Annotated in this window: 16 protein-coding genes; 8 read left to right on the top strand and 8 right to left on the bottom strand. The window is 67.9% G+C overall.

From position 1 onward, the window contains the following. From N536_RS0103825 to N536_RS0103805, 5 genes are read left to right on the top strand one after another with little or no spacing between them, the layout of a single operon-like run. Entirely contained in the window at nucleotides 1-840 is an 840-nt protein-coding gene (locus tag N536_RS0103825) for a fumarylacetoacetate hydrolase family protein (RefSeq protein ID WP_029112387.1), read from the top strand. Between the two features lie 4 nt (nucleotides 841-844). Further along, a complete protein-coding gene (locus N536_RS0103820) occupies nucleotides 845-1,255 on the top strand; it encodes a RidA family protein (protein WP_029112386.1) in 411 nt (136 codons plus the stop codon). Then, nucleotides 1,242-2,642 (top strand): amidase, encoded by a 1,401-nt coding sequence (locus tag N536_RS0103815; RefSeq protein ID WP_029112385.1) that lies wholly within the window; start codon nucleotides 1,242-1,244, stop codon nucleotides 2,640-2,642. The genes N536_RS0103820 and N536_RS0103815 overlap by 14 nt, the downstream gene beginning before the upstream one ends. A 5-nt stretch (nucleotides 2,643-2,647) precedes the next feature. Beyond that, nucleotides 2,648-3,121, top strand: coding sequence for a cupin domain-containing protein (locus tag N536_RS40615; protein ID WP_155948398.1), 474 nt, complete (start codon nucleotides 2,648-2,650; stop codon nucleotides 3,119-3,121). Nucleotides 3,122-3,163: 42 nt separating this feature from the next. Then, nucleotides 3,164-4,372, top strand: a complete 1,209-nt coding sequence (locus tag N536_RS0103805) for a cysteine desulfurase-like protein (protein WP_029112384.1) — start codon at nucleotides 3,164-3,166, stop codon at nucleotides 4,370-4,372. Here N536_RS0103805 and N536_RS0103800 read toward each other — a convergent pair. Genes N536_RS0103800 through N536_RS37390 form a run of 3 tightly spaced genes read right to left on the bottom strand, consistent with a single transcriptional unit; the run spans nucleotide 4,369 to nucleotide 6,715 of the window. Next, nucleotides 4,369-4,785 (bottom strand): DUF5313 domain-containing protein, encoded by a 417-nt coding sequence (locus N536_RS0103800; RefSeq protein WP_029112383.1) that lies wholly within the window; start codon nucleotides 4,783-4,785, stop codon nucleotides 4,369-4,371. The two genes, N536_RS0103805 and N536_RS0103800, sit on opposite strands and share 4 nt — an antisense overlap. Nucleotides 4,786-4,809: 24 nt before the next feature. Next, a complete protein-coding gene (locus N536_RS0103795; RefSeq protein WP_029112382.1) occupies nucleotides 4,810-5,295 on the bottom strand; it encodes a MarR family winged helix-turn-helix transcriptional regulator in 486 nt (161 codons plus the stop codon). Between the two features lie 58 nt (nucleotides 5,296-5,353). Then, nucleotides 5,354-6,715, bottom strand: a complete 1,362-nt coding sequence (locus tag N536_RS37390) for an NAD(P)/FAD-dependent oxidoreductase (RefSeq protein WP_036435095.1) — start codon at nucleotides 6,713-6,715, stop codon at nucleotides 5,354-5,356. A 59-nt stretch (nucleotides 6,716-6,774) separates the two neighbouring features. Here N536_RS37390 and N536_RS0103785 point away from each other — a divergent pair, with 59 nt between their 5' ends. Next, a complete protein-coding gene (locus N536_RS0103785; protein WP_029112381.1) occupies nucleotides 6,775-7,845 on the top strand; it encodes an aldo/keto reductase in 1,071 nt (356 codons plus the stop codon). A 1-nt stretch (nucleotide 7,846) separates the two neighbouring features. Here the strand turns inward: N536_RS0103785 and N536_RS0103780 are convergent, their stop codons facing one another. The 3 genes from N536_RS0103780 to N536_RS0103770 all read right to left on the bottom strand — a co-directional run bounded on the left by N536_RS0103780 (nucleotide 7,847) and on the right by N536_RS0103770 (nucleotide 10,826). After that, nucleotides 7,847-8,740 (bottom strand): RNA polymerase sigma-70 factor, encoded by an 894-nt coding sequence (locus N536_RS0103780; RefSeq protein WP_029112380.1) that lies wholly within the window; start codon nucleotides 8,738-8,740, stop codon nucleotides 7,847-7,849. Beyond that, a complete protein-coding gene (locus N536_RS0103775) occupies nucleotides 8,737-9,915 on the bottom strand; it encodes an NAD(P)/FAD-dependent oxidoreductase (RefSeq protein WP_029112379.1) in 1,179 nt (392 codons plus the stop codon). The genes N536_RS0103780 and N536_RS0103775 overlap by 4 nt, the downstream gene beginning before the upstream one ends. A 71-nt stretch (nucleotides 9,916-9,986) precedes the next feature. Next, the gene (locus N536_RS0103770; RefSeq protein ID WP_155948396.1) at nucleotides 9,987-10,826 is read right to left on the bottom strand and encodes a cutinase family protein; all 840 of its coding nucleotides are present in this window, start codon (nucleotides 10,824-10,826) and stop codon (nucleotides 9,987-9,989) included. A gap of 233 nt (nucleotides 10,827-11,059) precedes the next feature. Here N536_RS0103770 and N536_RS0103765 point away from each other — a divergent pair, with 233 nt between their 5' ends. After that, the gene (locus N536_RS0103765; RefSeq protein ID WP_029112377.1) at nucleotides 11,060-12,610 is read left to right on the top strand and encodes an HNH endonuclease signature motif containing protein; all 1,551 of its coding nucleotides are present in this window, start codon (nucleotides 11,060-11,062) and stop codon (nucleotides 12,608-12,610) included. Between the two features lie 4 nt (nucleotides 12,611-12,614). Here N536_RS0103765 and N536_RS0103760 read toward each other — a convergent pair whose 3' ends face one another. After that, nucleotides 12,615-13,331 (bottom strand): CoA pyrophosphatase, encoded by a 717-nt coding sequence (locus tag N536_RS0103760; protein WP_029112376.1) that lies wholly within the window; start codon nucleotides 13,329-13,331, stop codon nucleotides 12,615-12,617. Nucleotides 13,332-13,402: 71 nt separating this feature from the next. Between N536_RS0103760 and N536_RS0103755 the strand changes: the two genes are divergently transcribed. Next, entirely contained in the window at nucleotides 13,403-15,910 is a 2,508-nt protein-coding gene (locus tag N536_RS0103755; RefSeq protein WP_029112375.1) for an RNA helicase, read from the top strand. Here the strand turns inward: N536_RS0103755 and N536_RS0103750 are convergent. After that, nucleotides 15,907-17,547 (bottom strand): peptide chain release factor 3, encoded by a 1,641-nt coding sequence (locus N536_RS0103750; protein WP_029112374.1) that lies wholly within the window; start codon nucleotides 17,545-17,547, stop codon nucleotides 15,907-15,909. The genes N536_RS0103755 and N536_RS0103750 overlap by 4 nt on opposite strands. Nucleotides 17,548-17,586 lie beyond the last annotated feature (39 nt).

Raw genomic sequence — 17,586 nt, 5'->3', positions numbered from 1 at the left:
ATGCGTCTGGCCAGCTTCACGATTGACGGCACCGCCAAGTACGGGATCGTGACCGACGACGGAGTCGTCGACCTCACCCGGCACCTCCGCCATCGACACCTCAAAGCGGTCCTCGCCGACGATGCGCTCGACGACGCCGCCGCCTATTCGGACGCGGCTCCGGACCATTCACTGTCGGACGTCTCGTGGCTACCGGTGATCCCGAATCCGGGCAAGATCCTGTGCATCGGTGTCAACTACGCGGATCACCGCGAGGAGACCGCGAACGACGAGGTGCGCCATCCCGCGGTGTTCTTGCGGACCGCGGAGTCACAGACCGGCCATCGAGCCGCCATCGTCCGGCCCTTCGAATCGCACACCCTCGACTACGAAGCCGAGATAGCCCTGATCGTAGGGCGCGAGGGGCGCCGCATTTCCCGCGAGCGGGCGTGGGATCACATCGCCGGCTACAGCTGCTACAACGACGGATCCGTCCGCGAATTCCAGCGCCACACAACTCAATACACCGCGGGGAAGAACTTCGTCGGCACCGGCGCCTTCGGTCCGTGGCTGGTGACCGCGGACGAGATCCCACCCCAGACCACGATGACGCTGTCCTGCCACCTCAACGGCGAGCTGATGCAGAAGACCACGACCGACCAGATGATCTTCGACATTCCCACGATCATCGAATACCTATCGGTCATCACGCCGCTTCGACCAGGGGACGTCATCGTGACCGGGACTCCGGGTGGCGTCGGTGCCCGCAGGACGCCACCGGTCTGGATGAAACCGGGTGACCACGTCGAGGTCAGCGTCGACCGGATAGGCGTACTCGAGAACACGATCGCAGACGGGTGAAACCATGAAGACAGAACTCCAGACAGAACAATTGAGCACTCCCAGCGGACACTTCTCGCAAGGAGTCGTCGCAGATGCGAACGGCCGCATGGTGTTCCTCTCCGGAATGACGGCGCGTGCTGCCGATGGCCGGGTCGTCGGCGCCGGTGACATCGACGCGCAGACGCGGCAGGTGTGCGAGAACCTCAAGCGGGCAATGACCGCCGCGGGTGGCACGTTGAACGACATCGTCCGGGTGGACGTGTTCGTGCGCAACATCGAACACTTCGACGCCATTCATCGGGTGCGACGCGAGTACTTCCCGTCGCCTGCCCCCGCGTCCACCATGCTCGAAGTCTCCAAGATGGTGTCGCCGGACATGCTGATCGAGATCAACGCGATCGCCCTGATCCATCACGGTCATGCGGGAGAGTGAGCTCGGCGTCGCGCAGCTGGCAGATCTCATTGCCCGACGCGAACTCTCGCCACTCGAGGTGGCCAAGGCGTCGATCGCCCGCTTCGAGGAAACCGAACCCCTGCTCAACGCGTTCATCTCCCTCGACCGCGACCGCGTGCTCGCCGATGCAGCGCGCTTGGACGGCGAAGCTCGCCGCGGCGAGGTGCGCGGCCCGCTGCACGGGGTGCCGATCGCCGTCAAGGACAACATCTGCACGCGCGCTGAGCGCACCACGGCGGGGTCGGTCGTGTACGGCGCGCACGTCCCGGATCGTGATGCGACCGTCGTCGAGCGACTGCGATCGGCGGGGGCGTTGATCTTCGGCAAGACGAACCTGCCCGAATTCGCCTACGGCCCAGCCGATGCCTACCACTACGGGCCGACCCGCAACCCGTGGGACCCGGACCGGTACGCCGGCGGATCGAGCATGGGCTCGGGTGCTGCAGTCGCGGCCGGTGTGGTGGCAGGCGCGCTCGGCACCGACACGACGGGTTCGATTCGCAATCCGGCGACGTGGTGTGGTGTCGTCGGATTCAAGCCATCGTATGGACTCGTCCCGCTGCGCGGCGTGCTCCCGCTGGCAACGAGCTTCGATCACGTGGGCCCGCTCGCGCGGTCGGCAGAGGACTGCGCCAGCATCCTGTCGGTGATCGCCGGCGTCGATCACGCGGATCCGACGTCGGAGGCATTTCCTCGAGTCGACTACGTCGCGCAGCTGGGCCGACCCATTGCCGGTCTACGCGTGGGCGTCGTTCCGCAGCTGTGGGAAGCGCTGGGGCCCAGCGTGAGTCGCCCGCTGTGCCGGGCGTTGCAGGACCTGCGTCAGCTCGGCATCGACCTGGTCGGCGTGGACATCGGTTACTGGGACGCGGTCGTCGAGGCCGGCGCCGTGCTCGTCGAGTGCGAAGCGGCCGTCGAGTACCGCACCATCGTGGAGCAGTCCGGCTCACGGCTGCTGCCCGAGGTGGAAGGCCGGTTGCGGGCCGGGTTGGCCACGCCGGCACCGGCGTTGGTGGACGCGCTGCGCGTCGCGCGGATGTTTCGGCACCAGTACCGGAATGCGATGCGCGACGTGGACCTGCTGGTCCTTCCCGGCCATGAACGCACCGCGCCGCGCATCGACCCGAGTGGGCGCAGGCTGGACCCGAGCACCACGCTGCGCATGGTCATGCCGATGAACGTCGTCGGCGCACCCGCCGTGACGATGCCTGCCGGCGTCGTCGACGGCCTGCCGATCTCGCTGCTACTGGCAGGCGGTATAGGCAGCGAGGCATTACTGCTCGCCGTCGCTAGTGCATTTCAACGAATCACCGACTGGCACAGGCGACGTCCGCCGCGCCTTACCAACACAACCGAGAAGGAGTGACAGCCATGTCAGAACGTCAATCGATCGTCGTGCGCAGTGGTGAAGGCCGACGGTATCGCCAGGGTCCCGCGCTGTTCAAGGCCGCCGGCGACGAGACGGGCGGCCGGTTCGACTTCTTCGAGATGTCGATCGAATACCTCACTGGCCCCGGGCTGCACTACCACCACGTCCAGGACGACACGTTCTACGTCCTGGAGGGCGTCCTTGCGGTCCAGTTCGGCGACGAGGTGGTCGAATTGGGGCCCGGCGACTTCTGCACCGTGCCTCCCGGCGTGCCACACACCTTCGACAACATCCGCAAGGACCAACCTCCGGTCAAGGCGATCAACCTCATGACCCCTGCCGGATACGAAGGGTTGTTCGCCGCCAACGAGAACCTGGAAGCCGACGCGGATCCCGCTGTCCGAGAGCAGATCAATGCCGAGCACGAGGTGGTCTACGTCGGTCCGCCGTTGAAGGTGAAGCTCGGGCTCGAGTGACTCGCGCCGTCGGGGATCGGCGAGCAGTGGGAGACTTTCCCGGTGTCCAACCAACTCGACGTCGACGCGATCCGCGCCTGCTTCCCCGCACTCGATGACGGCACCGCGTACTTCGACGGACCGGGCGGATCCCAGACGCCCACCGCCGTCGCCGACGCCGTCCGCGATGCGATGCTGCACCCGTTGGCGAATCGCGGTCACACCACCGTCGCAGCGCGCAACGCCGAAGAGATCGTGGTGCAATGCCGTCGCGCTCTTGCCGACTTGCTCAACGCCGACCCTGACGAGGTGATCTTCGGGCGAAGCATGACCGCACTCACCTTCGATCTATCCCGGACACTGTCGACGCGCTGGCGTCCCGGTGACGAAGTCGTGGTGACGCGCCTCGATCACGACGCCAACGTCCGGCCGTGGGTGATCGCCGCCGGCAACGCCGGCGCCGTCATCCGCTGGGTGGACTTCGACCCCGAGACGTCCGAGCTGGACGTGCGCAGCGTCGAGGCACAGTTGAGCGAGCGCACCCGCCTCGTCGCCGTCACCGCCGCGTCCAACCTGATCGGCACGATGCCCGACGTGCGGGCCATCGCCACGCTGGTGCACTCCGCGGGCGCGTTGTTGTACGTCGACGGCGTGCACTACACCGCCCATGGCACAGTCGATTTCCGCGATCTCGGGGCGGACTTCTTCGCTTGCTCGCCGTACAAGTTCCTTGGCCCGCACTGTGGTGTGGTCGCCGGACGGCGCGAGGTCCTCGCCGAGCTGCGGCCCGACAAGCTGTTACCTAGCCCGGACGCCGTGCCCGAGCGCTTCGAACACGGCACGCTTCCCTACGAACTGATGGCAGGCACCACCGCAGCCGTCGACTTCCTCGCGGGCATGACCGCCGCCACCGGCACGCGCCGCGACCGGCTGGTGGCCGTCATGAGCGCCCTGGCGCAGCACGAGGACACCCTCCGCACGAGGATCGAGGCTGGCCTGCAACAACTTTCGTCGGTGACCGTCCATTCGCGGGCCGCGCGCCGGACGCCCACCCTGCTGCTCACCTTCGCCGGACGCGATGCCGGGGACGTCTCCGCGGCGCTGGCTGAGCACGACATCAATGCGCCCGCGGGCTCGTTCTACGCCTACGAGGCGTCGAGGGTGCTCGGCTTGGGCGCAACGGGCGGTGTGCGAATCGGCTTGGCCCCGTACAACAATGCCTCCGACGTCGACCGCCTTCTTGGCGTGCTGGCGAACCAATGTGGCGCCTAGAACGGGCTGCTGTTCGCCTGCCACTTCGCCGATTCGGGGCGTGGGCCGAAGCGCCGGATGTAGTCGTCGTGCATCGCCGCGTCCCTCTCGCGCTTGAGCACGTCGACCAGGTTCGGATCGAGATCGTGCTGCGCGAGCCGGTGTCGGCGCCACACCTTGTTGAGCGCGATCGTCATGAGCAGCGCCCAGATGTAGATGGGTGCGGTCATCTCGAGGTGCACGTAGAGCGACGCGGGAATCAACCAGAACGGAGCGAGGACCAGCAACGGCGGTATCGCCATCCGCGTCACGTGCCGTCGGACGGCTCCGGGACCGGCGAGGTCATGGGACACCCAGGTCCTCATCGAATCGGGTAGGCGACGTCCGTACGAGTACGCGACGTACTGCCAGAGGGTGGGTCGGTCGGTGGCCACGATGCCTCCTATGAGTTGAGTGGTTCAAACGTCCAGTGCGCCTGCCGCAATGGCGGCGGTGTTGATGTGGGTCAGTACCCGGCGCAGTTCTTCGAGTTCGGTCAATTCGACGCCCAGGCGCGCGACGACGGCGGGCGGAATCTCCAGTGCCCGCTCGCGCAGCGCGATTCCATCGTCCGTGAGCTCGACATTGGTCGAGCGTTCGTCGGCGACGCTTCGGGTGCGCGTGATGAAGCCGAGTGCCTCGAGACGCTTGAGCATGGGCGACAGGGTGGCCGAGTCCAATTGCAGCGATGACGCAATCTGCTTGACGGACAACGGAATTCGATCGTCGTCCGTCGCCCTGTGATGGTCCCAGAGCGCCAGCATCACCAGATACTGCGGGTGGGTCAGGCCCAGTGGTTCCAACAGCGGACGGTAGACGGCGAGAACCGCCCGATTGGTCACCGCCAGGGCGAAGCACACCTGCTGTTCGAGGGCGAGCTGGTCGACGTCATCGGTGATGGGCACGTTTTGATGGTACCCTAATAGTTAGTGCACTATCTATATGTCGATCGTCACAGGCTGCCTAGGGCTTGTCGGCTTCCGCCTGTCGTTCGGTCAGGGCCTGGAGATCGCAGTTCGACCAGGTGTAGGGCTGCTCGGCCGACGTCGTGTTCCCGAGTAGGAACGTCCGGTCGGTGCGGTTCGAGCGGGCGATGGCGCCCAACCACGTCGCCAGCGTGCTGACGCGGTTCCGCACGCCGGTGAGGAACGCGATGTGCACCAAACCCCAACCCAGCCAGCCGAGGAACCCGGTGAGCCTGACGGGGCCTGCCTGCAACAGCGCGTGCCCTCGGCTGATGTAGGCCGCCGAGCCGAGGTCGCGGTAGCGGTACGGCTTGCGCGGCTTGCCCTCGAGGTCGTGCCGGACGCACGCCGCGGCGTGCAGGCCACCCTGCATGGCATTCTCGGCCACCCCGGGTAGATCGTCACGGCCGACGAGGTCGCCAATGACGAAGACCTCCGGATGCCCCGGCACCGTCAGGTCGGCCTCGACGGCGATCCGACCTGCGTGATCCGACGACGCCCCCAACACCTCGGCGACTCGGCGCGCGAACGGAACGGCCTCGACGCCCGCCGTCCACAGCACCGTCCGCGCCGCATACTCCTCATCCGGGCCGCCCGCCTTGGGGGAGATGGTCACCCCGTCGCGGCGCACGTCGGTGACGTGCACGCCCATGTGCAGCTCGACGCCGAGTTTCTCGAGGACCTTGGCGGCCTTGCCCCCGAGGTCCGGCGCGAAGGTCTTGACCAGTCGATCGCCACCGTCGAAGAGCAGCACCCGAGCTTCCTCGGGGTCGATGCTGTGGAATTCGTTGGCGAGGGTTCGGGTGGCCATTTCCCGGATCTGCCCGGCCAATTCCACTCCGGTGGGACCGCCACCGGAGACGACGAAGGTCAGCCAGGCCTCGCGCTCCGGTCCGGGCGGGAGCGTCTCGGCGATCTCGAAGGCGCCGAACAACCGTCGCCGGATCGATAGCGCGTCGTCGAGGGTCTTCATCCCCGGTGCCCACTGCGCATACTCGTCGTGGCCGAAGTACGACTGCTGCATTCCGGCGGCGACGACCAGGACGTCGTAGTCGACGGTGAACGTGGTCGCATCGGGGCGGCGGGCAGTGACCCGGCGCGCGTCGGCGTCGAGGTCGATCGCGTCGCCGAGCAGGGTGGTGACGTTGCGGTGGCGCTCCAGCTCCTCGCGCAGCGAGCGGCTGATCTGCCCAACGCTCAGCGTCCCCGTCGCGCATTGGTAGAGCAGGGGCTGGAAGACGTGGCACGCCGCGCGGTCGAGCAGCGTGACGTCGACGTCGACACCGCCCAACCTGCGCGCGCAGAACAGGCCACCGAAACCGCCCCCGATGATCAATACCTTCGTGCGACTTTGGCTCACTTCTCCGAGGCTAGCCGCCGGACCAGCCGAGAGCCGGTGCGTCACTACCATTGGCGGCCATGGCCGACGACCTCGCGATCACCGACGTTCCGTTCACTCACGATCCGTGGCTGGCAGCCCGGGAACGCTATGCCGCGATGCCCTACCGGCGGGTGGGCACGTCCGGGCTGCTGTTGCCCGCCATCTCGCTTGGCCTCTGGTACAACTTCGGCGACAATCGGCCCTTCGACGGGCAGCGCGAGGTGCTGCGCTACGCCTTCGATCGCGGCATCACCCACTTCGACCTCGCCAACAACTACGGGCCTCCGTACGGCTCGGCCGAGGAGAACTTCGGCCGGATGCTGCGTCGCGACTTCAAGCCGTACCGCAATGAACTGATCATCTCCACCAAGGCGGGGTGGGACATGTGGCCGGGGCCCTACGGGCAGCTCGGCGGGCGGGCCTACCTGCTGGCCAGCCTCGACGAGTCCCTCGACCGCCTCGGACTGGACTACGTCGACGTCTTCTACTCCCACCGCATCGATCCCGTGACACCGCTGGAGGAAACCATCGGCGCCCTCGACACCGCGGTGCGTTCGGGCAAGACGCGGTACGTCGGCATCTCGTCGTACTCGGCGGCCAAGACCGCGGAAGCGGCGGCCATCGCGCGGCGACTGGGCACGCCGCTGGTGATCCACCAGCCGTCGTACTCATTGTTCAACCGCTGGATCGAAGGTGGCCTCACCACTGAGCTCGCCAGCGCCGGCATGGGAGCCATCGCGTTCACCGCGCTTGGCCAAGGCCTTCTGACCGACCGGTATCTGGAGCGGCCCGCGGCCGACGTCGACCGCGCGACGGCACGTCCTACCTTCGACGACGACGTGGTGACCGACGAGGTCCGCGACCGCCTTCGGGGCCTCGCCGCGATCGCCGAACGACGTGGCCAGACGCTGGCGCAGCTTGCTCTGGCATGGGTGCTTCGCGAACCGATCGTCGCGTCGACGCTCGTCGGCGCTTCGAGCGTCGCTCAGCTCGAAGAGAACCTCGGTGCGTTGGCGAACCTCGACTTCACACCGGAGGAGCTCAGCGAAATCGACCAGTACGCAATGGATTCCGGCATCGACCTGTGGCGTGAGAGTTCGGACGTCTGACCTAGCGGCTGATCCTGCGTGCCGTGGTGATCGTCGTCAGCTTGTCCGGATTGGCCATCGCGTAGAGGTGGGTGATCTTGCCGCCAATGATCTCGAGGGTCAAGATGCCATCCAGGACCTCGCCCGAGTACACCGCGACGGCTGGTGCGCCGTTGGCGGTGACGACCTCAAGTCGCCTGCCCACCAGGCCCTTTCGTAGTGGACCAGCTACCAAGGCGGCTACCTTCGCGGCGCCGACGATCGGCTTGCGTGCCGCACCGACCCTGCCGCCGCCGTCGGCGATCGAGGTGACGTCCGGTGCCAGCATCGCCATCAGGCCGTCGACGTCGCCGCTGGCGGTCGCCGCCAGGAACTGCTCGGTGATCCGCCTGCTCAGCTCGGGGTCGACGGGATCGAACTTCTTCCGCCGCGCCTGCACGTGCTCACGTGCGCGGTGTGCTACCTGACGCACAGCGGCAATGGATTTACCTACGGCCCCGGCGATTTCGTCGTAGTCGAATCCGAACACCTCGCGCAGCACGAACACGGCCCGCTCGTCGGGGGTGAGCGTTTCGAGCAGCACGAGCATGGCCATCGACACCGACTCGGCGAGCACGACATCGGATGAGGCGTCGCGCTCGTCGAGCAGCAGCGGCTCGGGTAGCCATGGCCCGATGTAGTCCTCCCGGCGACGGGCGTTGGTACGCAAAGTCTTGAGCGCCTGGCGGGTCACCAGCTGCGCCAGATATGACTTGGTGTCCCGCACCGTCGCGAGGTCCACTTGCGCCCACCGCAGGTAGCTGTCCTGCAGCACGTCATCGGATTCCGTTGCCGAGCCCAGGATTTCGTAGACGATCGTGAACAGCAGCGGCCGCAGATGGGTGAACCGTTCGGCGTGCTCGTCGGTGTTCGTCACGGGGTCGTGCTCACTTCTCGTTCCAGCGCCGGGCGCGGGCCGCCCTTGAGCCAGACGGTCGAACCCGGTTTGCGCGCCTCGCGGCGCAGGCCCCACAGCGCACCCTTGGTCACCGCCTCCTTGAGCATGGCGGGGATGCGACCGCGGATGTGGAAGTCCACGGGAGTGTCGTCCTTGTGGGTGAATTGCCCAACGGCGGCGCGTCGGCCCAGGCCGACGTTGGACGCAATGAACGCCATGTCGAAGGTTGCGGGCGGGACACCGGCGATGCGGCTCAGCACGGTGTCGACTGCCGTGGCGGCGGTGGGTCCGGCGGCGGCGCAACACATCCGCACTGCATGTCCCGACGGTGCTACGGCGTCCCCGCCACCGACGATGCGATCGTCGTCGACGCTCGTGAGCGTCTCGTCGGTGAGCAGTCGGCCGAGCGCGTCCGTCCGCAGGCCGCTTTGGGTTGCCAGATCCGGCACCCCGAATCCGCCCGTCCAGATGGTGATCGCGCTGGGGCGCACCGTCCCATCCGCCAGCACGACGGCGTCGGTCCGAACCTCGGTGACCACTGCGCCCTCCAGCACCGTGACGCGATTCCCATTGAGCCACTTGGCGACTGAACGCCGCGCTGGCTCGGCGAAGGACGGCGCCAGTCGGCCGCCGCAGACCATCGTGACGTTGCGACCCTGCTCGGTCAGCTCGGCGGCGATCTCGATTCCGGTGAGCCCGCCGCCGACGACCGTGATCGGAACGTCGGGATCGGACGCGTCGAGTGCGGTGCGTAGCCGTTGTGCGGGCTCGAATTCGGCAAGGGGATAGGCGAATTCGGCCACGCCCGGTACTCCCGCGGGCGCCGCTGCGGTACTGCCGACGGCGTAGATGACGTAGTCGTAGCCCAGCGTGTCACCCGAGGCCAGCAGCACCTTGCGCGCGGCGGTGTCGATGCGGGTCACGCTGTCGACGACGAGCCGGACGCGCTCGCCAAGCAGCGAGCCGTAGTCGGCGGTGGCGTCCCCGGTCCCTGCTGCGAACTGGTGCAGCCGGAGGCGCTGGACGAATTTCGGGCGGGGGTTGACGAGGGTGATGCCGATGGCGGGGTTCTGCTGCAGACGGTTGGCCGCCAGGGTTCCTGCGTAGCCGCCGCCGATGACGACGACCTCGTGGGTTTTCGTGTGATCAGTCATGCCCTCGAGATCCCGGCGCCGCCCGTTTTGTGACAGGACGTCCTCGATTGTGACTCAGGTCACTTCGGTCGCTAGGCGCCGGGCGCGGTCAGTGCGACGGCCGACGTCGGCGCCGCCGTAGCGGCAGCGGCCACCAGGTTGTAGAGCGGCGCACCCCAGGCGTGCACACCGCTTTCGGCGGGCGCGTACGAGGTGTGGATCGCCAGAGCCGCCGGCGACAACGCGTCGGTGTCGGCATCCGGGCCGGCGTCACAGACCGGATCACCCACGTCGCACACGCTGACGGTCCGCGCCCCGATCTCGGGCGGCAGCGGCGAGGTGGGAGCCGACGCCAGGAACGAGTGCTCTTGGGCGACGCCCTTGCCGACGCCGGGTGCCACGGCGGTGGAGCCCATGTTGATGGTGGTGTCGGCGGGCAGCCGGTCGCCGTCGGCGATCAGCAGTGCGGCCGCCACGTGGGGGTCATCGGCGAGGTCGTGCAGGTTGCGGTGGATCACCATGGCGCCCTGCGAGTAGCCGGCGAGCACCACCTTGGTGTTGGGGCAGCGCTCGGTGAACGCCTCGAACTGCTCGGCAGTCGCGTCGGTGCCGTCCTCGACGCTGTCCATGAAGTCCATCCAGCCACCGATGCCGCCCTCCAGGGGGACCGGAGCGGCTGGGTACTGGACGGCTTCCGCGGTGATGGTCCGCCCGCTTGCGGCCAGTTCGGCCTGCAGCTGCTGGAAGGACTGGTAGACGACTGCGCCCATGCCGCCGTTTTCTCTCAGGCCGGCCGCGTCACGCTGACCGGAGCCGGCGGCGCCGAGCCAGTGAAAGTCGGCGCACCCAGGTGCGGCCGATGCGGTGCCGGTGGCGAGTCCTGCCAGCGACATGCCGGCCACGAGAACGGCCAATCCCATACGACGAATCACGACGAGTCCCTCCAACCCTCGCGGCAGACGTTGTTCGGTGTCCTGCCGCGCTCAACCGGTTATCGGTCTTTGGGCCGGTCGGTGTTACAGCTGAGGCTCAGGAAGCGAGCCGCCTACACCCACCCTCCGACAATTCCGCCGCCGCGAGAGGGACTTATCCACAGTTGCGAATTCATCCACAGATCGCGTTCTCGGGGTCGCGGACCAGGGGTGTTCGGCATAGCTTCGAAAGCATGTTCGATGAGTTGGTGGCTGACGCAGCCGGTGCGTCCAGCGCCGCGGCCGTCGCCCGGTGGGCGCGGGAGGAAGCCTCCGCGTGTGCCCGCCGGCTGGCTGCCATGGTCGCCATGCTCGACGTCCGCTATGCCGCCGACGGATCGGCGCGCCGCGAGCAGTGGTACCTGGACAACTGGGGCGCGGTGGCCGCGGAGATCGGCGCGGCGCAGAACATCACGCCCGGAGCGGCGTCGCATCAGCTGATGGTCGCCACCGCGCTGCGTGACCGGTTGCCGAGGGTCGCGGCGGTGTTCGCCGACGGCCTGGTCACGTATCGAACGGTGGCCACGATCGTGTGGCGCACGTTGCTGATCCTTGACCCCGACGCACTGCGGGCCGTGGACACGGGGCTCGCCGAGGGGTTGCTGTCCTGGGCGCCGATGTCGGTGGACGAAACCACTGGGGCGATCGATGAGCTAATCGCTCGCCACGATCCGCACGCGGTACGCCGCACTCAGCGTCAGGCCCGCAGTCGGTCAGTGGACGTCCACATCGACGACGACAGTGGGGTGGCGTCGGTGTGGGCCACTTTGTTCGCCCACGACGCCAAGGCGTTCGATAGCCGCGTCGACGCGATAGCCCGGTCCACCTGCGCTGGTGATCCGCGCACGCTCGATCAACGCCGCTCCGAGGCCCTCGGCGCCGTGGGCCGCGGCGCCGACCGCCTCGCGTGCATGTGCGGCGCCGCCGACTGCGAGGCCGCGACGGCCACGGTTCCCAATCCCTCAGTGGTGTTCGTCGTGACCAACGACGACACCCTGACCTCCGACGATCAGGCCGCCGTCGCGCAGGACGCCGCCCTCGACGGCGACGAGCCTCCACCTGCCAACGCCAAGCCGCTGCGCGAGCAGACGGTGACCGAGGCGTTGACCGATGACGATCCCGGTGAGCCGGCCGCCACCCGCCCCGGGGCGATGATGGGTGGACGGCTGATGCCCGGCCCGCTCGTCCGCCGCATGGCTCTGCAGGCTGCCGTCAGGAAGGTCTTCCACCCCGGCGACAGCCCACCCGAACCCCGCTATGCCCCATCCCTCAAACTGGCGGACTTCGTACGGTGTCGTGATCTGACGTGCCGGTTTCCCGGCTGTGACGTACCGGCCACGAATTGCGATGTGGACCATACGATTCCGTACCCAATGGGGCCGACGTGTGCGTCGAACCTCAAGTGTCTGTGCCGTTTTCACCATTTATTGAAGACCTTCTGGGGCGGGCCTCAGGGCTGGCGCGATCGACAGCTGCCAGACGGCACGGTCGTCTGGACGTCCCGGGGCGGGCAGACGTACACCACCCAGCCCGGTAGCCGACTGCTGTTCCCGTCCTTGTGCCTGCCCACCGCCCCCGTCGTGATGAACGCTGCGCCCAGCACACCGGCAAACGGCGCTGGGTTGACCATGCCTCGTCGCGCACGGACCCGCGCCGATGACCGCCTGAGCCGCATCGACGACGAGCGGCGCTTCAACGCAGCGGTGCTGGAGGCCATTCGAGAGGAAGAGCCGCCCCCCTTCTAGGTGCCTACTTCCAGGCGAAGACGGGCTGCTCGAGCTCATCGACCGCGTCGTGCCGGCCTTCGAGGCACAGCCACCGCAGCTGCAACAGCACGGCGCCGGTCGGTGCGTGAATGAGGTCGTTCCCCAAGGGAATCTGCACGACCGCGCGCGGGCTCTCCGGGATGTCGATGAACCGCGGCGAATCATCGCGTTGCAGTTGATGCAACCCCACCCGGTACACCGCCACCACTTCATCGGGCGACGGATGGAGCTCGAGCCGTCCACCACCCCAGATCACGACGGGCGTGATGACGTAGCCGGACCGCGTCGGATAGTCGTCGAGCAGGCCGAGCACGGACGACTCGGGCAGCGCGACGCCCACCTCCTCGTCCAACTCCCGCAGCGCGGCATCCACCGCGGTTTCGCCCGGATCCAGCCGGCCGCCCGGCAGCGCCCACTGCGCGGCGTGCGCCCTGAGCCGAGCGGCCCTGCGACACAGCAGGAAAGCGGCTCCACCGGACACGTCGACCATGCGACCGTCGAGGCCAGCCTCCATCGGCCGCCCGGCGATCCAGTCGTCCACCGGCGCCGAATCCACCCTGTCCTCACCGACCTCGGAGTCCACGATCACCACCGCGACGGCTGCGTGGCGCTTCGTCGGGTCGGTCACGGCCCGCCGATCGTGCCCCGCCAAATTCGCGCGCATCCGCTCGCGCAGCGCCTCGTCATAGGTGATCGTCACCGCTCGACCATAAGCAGGCGACCACGGCGATGCCGCGACCGGTAAGCCGATCAGGCACGCTGGTGGTCACGATGACCGCTCCCCTGCTCGCTTCCAGCGCCGACCCCGACGAGCTGTTCGCCTCGTTCGCCGCATGGGCCGAGGCGAGCGGCACCGTGCTGTACCCGGCACAAGAGGAAGCGCTGATCGAGCTGCTCAGCGGCGCGAACGTGATCCTGGCGACGCCGACCGGCTCAGGCAAGTCCCTGGTCGCCACCGGCGCGCTGTACGCGGCGATGGCCGCCGGACGTCGCAGCTACTACACCGCGCCGATCAAGGCGTTGGTCAGCGAGAAGTTCTTCGCGCTGTGCGACGTGTTCGGCGCCGCCAACGTCGGCATGCTCACCGGCGACGCATCGGTCAACGCGGGGGCGCCGATCATCGCGTGCACCGCGGAGGTGCTGGCCAACATCGCGCTGCGCGAGGGCGCTGACGCCGACATCGGCTTGACCGTGATGGACGAGTTCCACTTCTACGGCGACCCCGACCGCGGCTGGGCGTGGCAGGTGCCGCTGCTGGAGCTGCCCAGGGCCCAGTTCCTGCTGATGTCGGCCACGCTCGGCGATGTCACGTTCCTGCGCGAGGACCTCACCAGGCGCACCGGCCGGTCGACGGCGCTGGTCGCCAATGCCGAGCGTCCGGTTCCGCTGCATCACTACTACGCGACCACGCCGATGCACGAGACGATTCAGGATCTGCTCGATACCAAGCAGGCGCCGGTCTACGTCGTCCACTTCACCCAGGCCTCGGCGCTCGAGCGGGCGCAGGCCCTGATGAGCGTCAACGTCAGCACCAAGGAGGAAAAGGCCGCGATCGCCGACCTCATCGGCGGGTTCCGGTTCTCGTCGGCCTTCGGCACGACACTGTCGCGTCTTGTCCGGCACGGCATCGGCGTCCACCACGCCGGGATGCTGCCCAAGTATCGGCGCCTGGTGGAGCAGCTGGCCCAAGCCGGCCTGCTCAAGGTCATCTGCGGCACGGATACCCTCGGCGTCGGCATCAACGTGCCGATCCGGACCGTCGTCTTCTCGGCCCTGTCGAAGTACGACGGCGTCCGCACCCGACTGCTGCAGGCCCGCGAATTCCATCAGATCGCCGGGCGAGCAGGCCGGGCCGGCTACGACACCGCGGGCACCGTCGTCGTCCAGGCACCCGATCACGAGGTGGAGAACCTCAAGCAGTTCGCCAAGGTCGCCGACGACCCGAAGAAGCGTCGAAAGTTGGTGCGCCGCAAGGTGCCCGAGGGCATGGTGCCGTGGAGCGAGTCGACGATGAACAGGTTGATCGAGGCCACGCCCGAACCGCTGACCAGCAACATGCGGGTGTCGACGGCGATGATCCTCGACGTCGTCGACCGCCCGGGCGATCCGTTCGTCGCGATGCGCCGGCTGCTCACCGAGAATCACGAGCCCCGCAAGCGGCAGCTCAAGCACATCCGCGAAGCGGTGGGCATCGCCCGCTCCCTGCTGCAGGCCGGCGTCCTGGAACGGCTGAAAGAACCCGAGCCAGATGGTCGGCGCTACCGGCTGACCGTCGACCTGCCGCCCGACTTCGCACTCAACCAGCCTCTGTCGACGTTCGCGCTCGCCGCGATCGAGGTCCTCGACCCCGCGGTGGAAACCTATGCGCTGGACGTGGTTTCGGTCATCGAAGCCACGCTCGAGGACCCCCGCCAGATCCTGGCGGCGCAGCTGAACAAGGCGAGGGGCGAGGCCGTCGCAGCGATGAAGGCCGAGGGCATCGAATACGACGAACGCATCGAACTGCTGGACGACGTCACCTACCCGAAGCCTCTCGAGGAGTTGCTCGGCCACGTCTTCGAGGTGTACCTGCACACGAACCCGTGGGCTGCCGACGCGCGACTGTCCCCCAAGTCGATCGTGCGCGAGATGTGGGAGCGGGCCTTCACGTTCCGCGAGTTCATCAGCGTCTACGGCCTGACCCGGTCGGAGGGCGCGGTGCTGCGCTACCTCTCCGACGCCTTCAAGGCGCTGCGCTCCGGGGTGCCTGCCGCTGCGCGCACCGAGGAGGTCACCGACATCGTCGAGTGGCTGGGAGAGCTTGTCCGCCAAGTCGATTCGAGCCTGCTCGACGAATGGGAGCAACTCACCAACCCCGAGGAGCCGCTGGACGCGCCCGTCGCCGTCCCCGCGCGCCCGCGCCCCCTGACAGGGAACGAGCGGGCCTTCACCGCGATGGTCCGCAACGCGCTGTTCCGCCGCGTGGAGCTGTTCGCGCGCCAGCGCTGGTACGACCTCGGCGAGCTGGACGCCGGCTCCGGGTGGACGGCGGAGCGTTGGGAGGACGTCGTGCGCGCGTACTTCGACGAGCACGACGAGGTGCTCACCGGCGCCGACGCGCGCGGCCCGGCAATGCTCATCATCGACCGGCAGCCCGACGTGTGGCGGGTGCGGCAGATCCTCGACGACCCGGCCGGTGACCATGACTGGGGCTTCGACGTCGAGGTGGACCTGGAGGCCTCCGACGAGGAGGGCGTTGCGGTGCTACGGGTGGTCGACGCGGGTCGTCAGGACAGTTAGTCGCCGGCCGCGACCAGGGAACGCAGCTGCATGGTGGGGTTCTCCCGTTGCACGTTCTCGAGGCGCCACTTCGTCGAGAACACCGCAAGGAGGACGCCGTCGGTGCGGGTGAACACCTCGACCGACGCCTGTTTCTGCAGTAGCTCGACATCGGCCGGGTCGACGGCACGGGCCACGGTGTACGGGAGCGGCTCGAGCTGGATCGGTGCGCTGAACTCGCCGGCCATCCGGTGGCTGGCCACCTCGAACTGCATCGGCCCGACGGCCGCGAACACCGGCGCCTGGTCGCCGCGGCGGTCCGAGCGCAGCACCTGGATGACGCCCTCCTGGTCGAGCTGCTCGATGCCCTTGCGGAACTGCTTGTGCTTGCTCGGATCCGTTCCGCGCGCGACGGCGAAGTGCTCGGGAGAGAAGCTGGGGATCGGCGGGAATTCCACGGGCACGTCGACGTAGAGCGTGTCGCCGGGGCGCAGCGCGTTGGCGTTGGCCAGACCGATCACGTCGCCAGGCCACGCCGTATCCAGCGTCGAGCGCTGTTGACCGAAGACCGATTGCGCGTACTTCGTGACGAACGGCTTGCCGGTGGCACCGTGGGTCAGGACCTCGCCGCGTTCGAACGTGCCGGAGCACACCCGGGCGTAGGCGATGCGGTCGCGGTGTGCGGAGTCCATGCCCGCCTGGACCTTGAACACGAAGGCGCTGAACGGCGCCACCGCGTCGCGTCGGTTGCCGTCGACGTCGAGCTGTCCGCTCGGCGGCGGCGCGATCTGGACGAGCACGTCGAGCAGCTGGTTCACCCCGAAGTTGAGCACAGCCGACGTGAACAACACCGGCGTCGACTCGCAGCCAAGGAAGGTCGCCGGGTCGTAGTCGGATCCATCGGCCTCGAGCAGTTCGGATTCCTCGACCGCGCGATCCCAATCGACGCCCGCCGAGTCGTGAGCGTCGTCCGGGGCGATGTGCTCTTCGGGCGCGGCCTTGGCGCCGCCCGCGGTGCGGGTGTAACGGATGAAGTTGCCGGTGCGCCGGTCGAGGACGCCCTTGAAGTCGCCTGCGACGCCGACCGGCCACGTCAAGGGGGTGGGACGAAGGCCGATGCGCGCCTGGATCTCGTCGAGGAGCTCGAGCGGGTCGCGGCCGGGGCGGTCCCACTTGTTGATCACCGTGATGATCGGGATCCGGCGATGCCGGCACACCTGGAACAGCTTGAGGGTCTGCGGCTCAAGGCCTTTCGCGGCGTCGATGAGCATCACGGCGCAGTCCACCGCGGTCAGGACGCGGTAGGTGTCTTCGGAGAAGTCGGCGTGGCCCGGGGTGTCGAGCAAGTTGATGACCGACGTTTCCCCGCTCTCCGTCTGATACGGAAACTGCAGGGCCGTCGACGTGATCGAGATGCCGCGGGCCTTCTCCATCTCCATCCAGTCCGACACGGTGGCGCGGCGACCGGCCTTGCCGTGGATGGCGCCGGCCTCGGTGATGGCCCTGGCGTGCAGGACGAGCGCCTCCGTCAGGGTGGACTTGCCCGCGTCGGGATGGCTGATCACCGCGAACGTCCTGCGACGTCGCGCTTCGGCAGAGATGCGGTCTGCCTGGCGGCCTGTCGCGGCCGTCGACACACCTGAGGCGGTATCGGTCATTGCACGGTCGAGTTTATTGGCCCCAGGTGCTGAAACGAT

The sequence above is a fragment of the Mycobacterium sp. URHB0044 genome (genome assembly GCF_000620625.1).
Lineage (GTDB): Bacteria > Actinomycetota > Actinomycetes > Mycobacteriales > Mycobacteriaceae > Mycobacterium.
The sequence above is the reverse complement of the archived record's forward strand: the minus strand, read 5'-3'. Positions and strand labels throughout refer to the sequence as shown.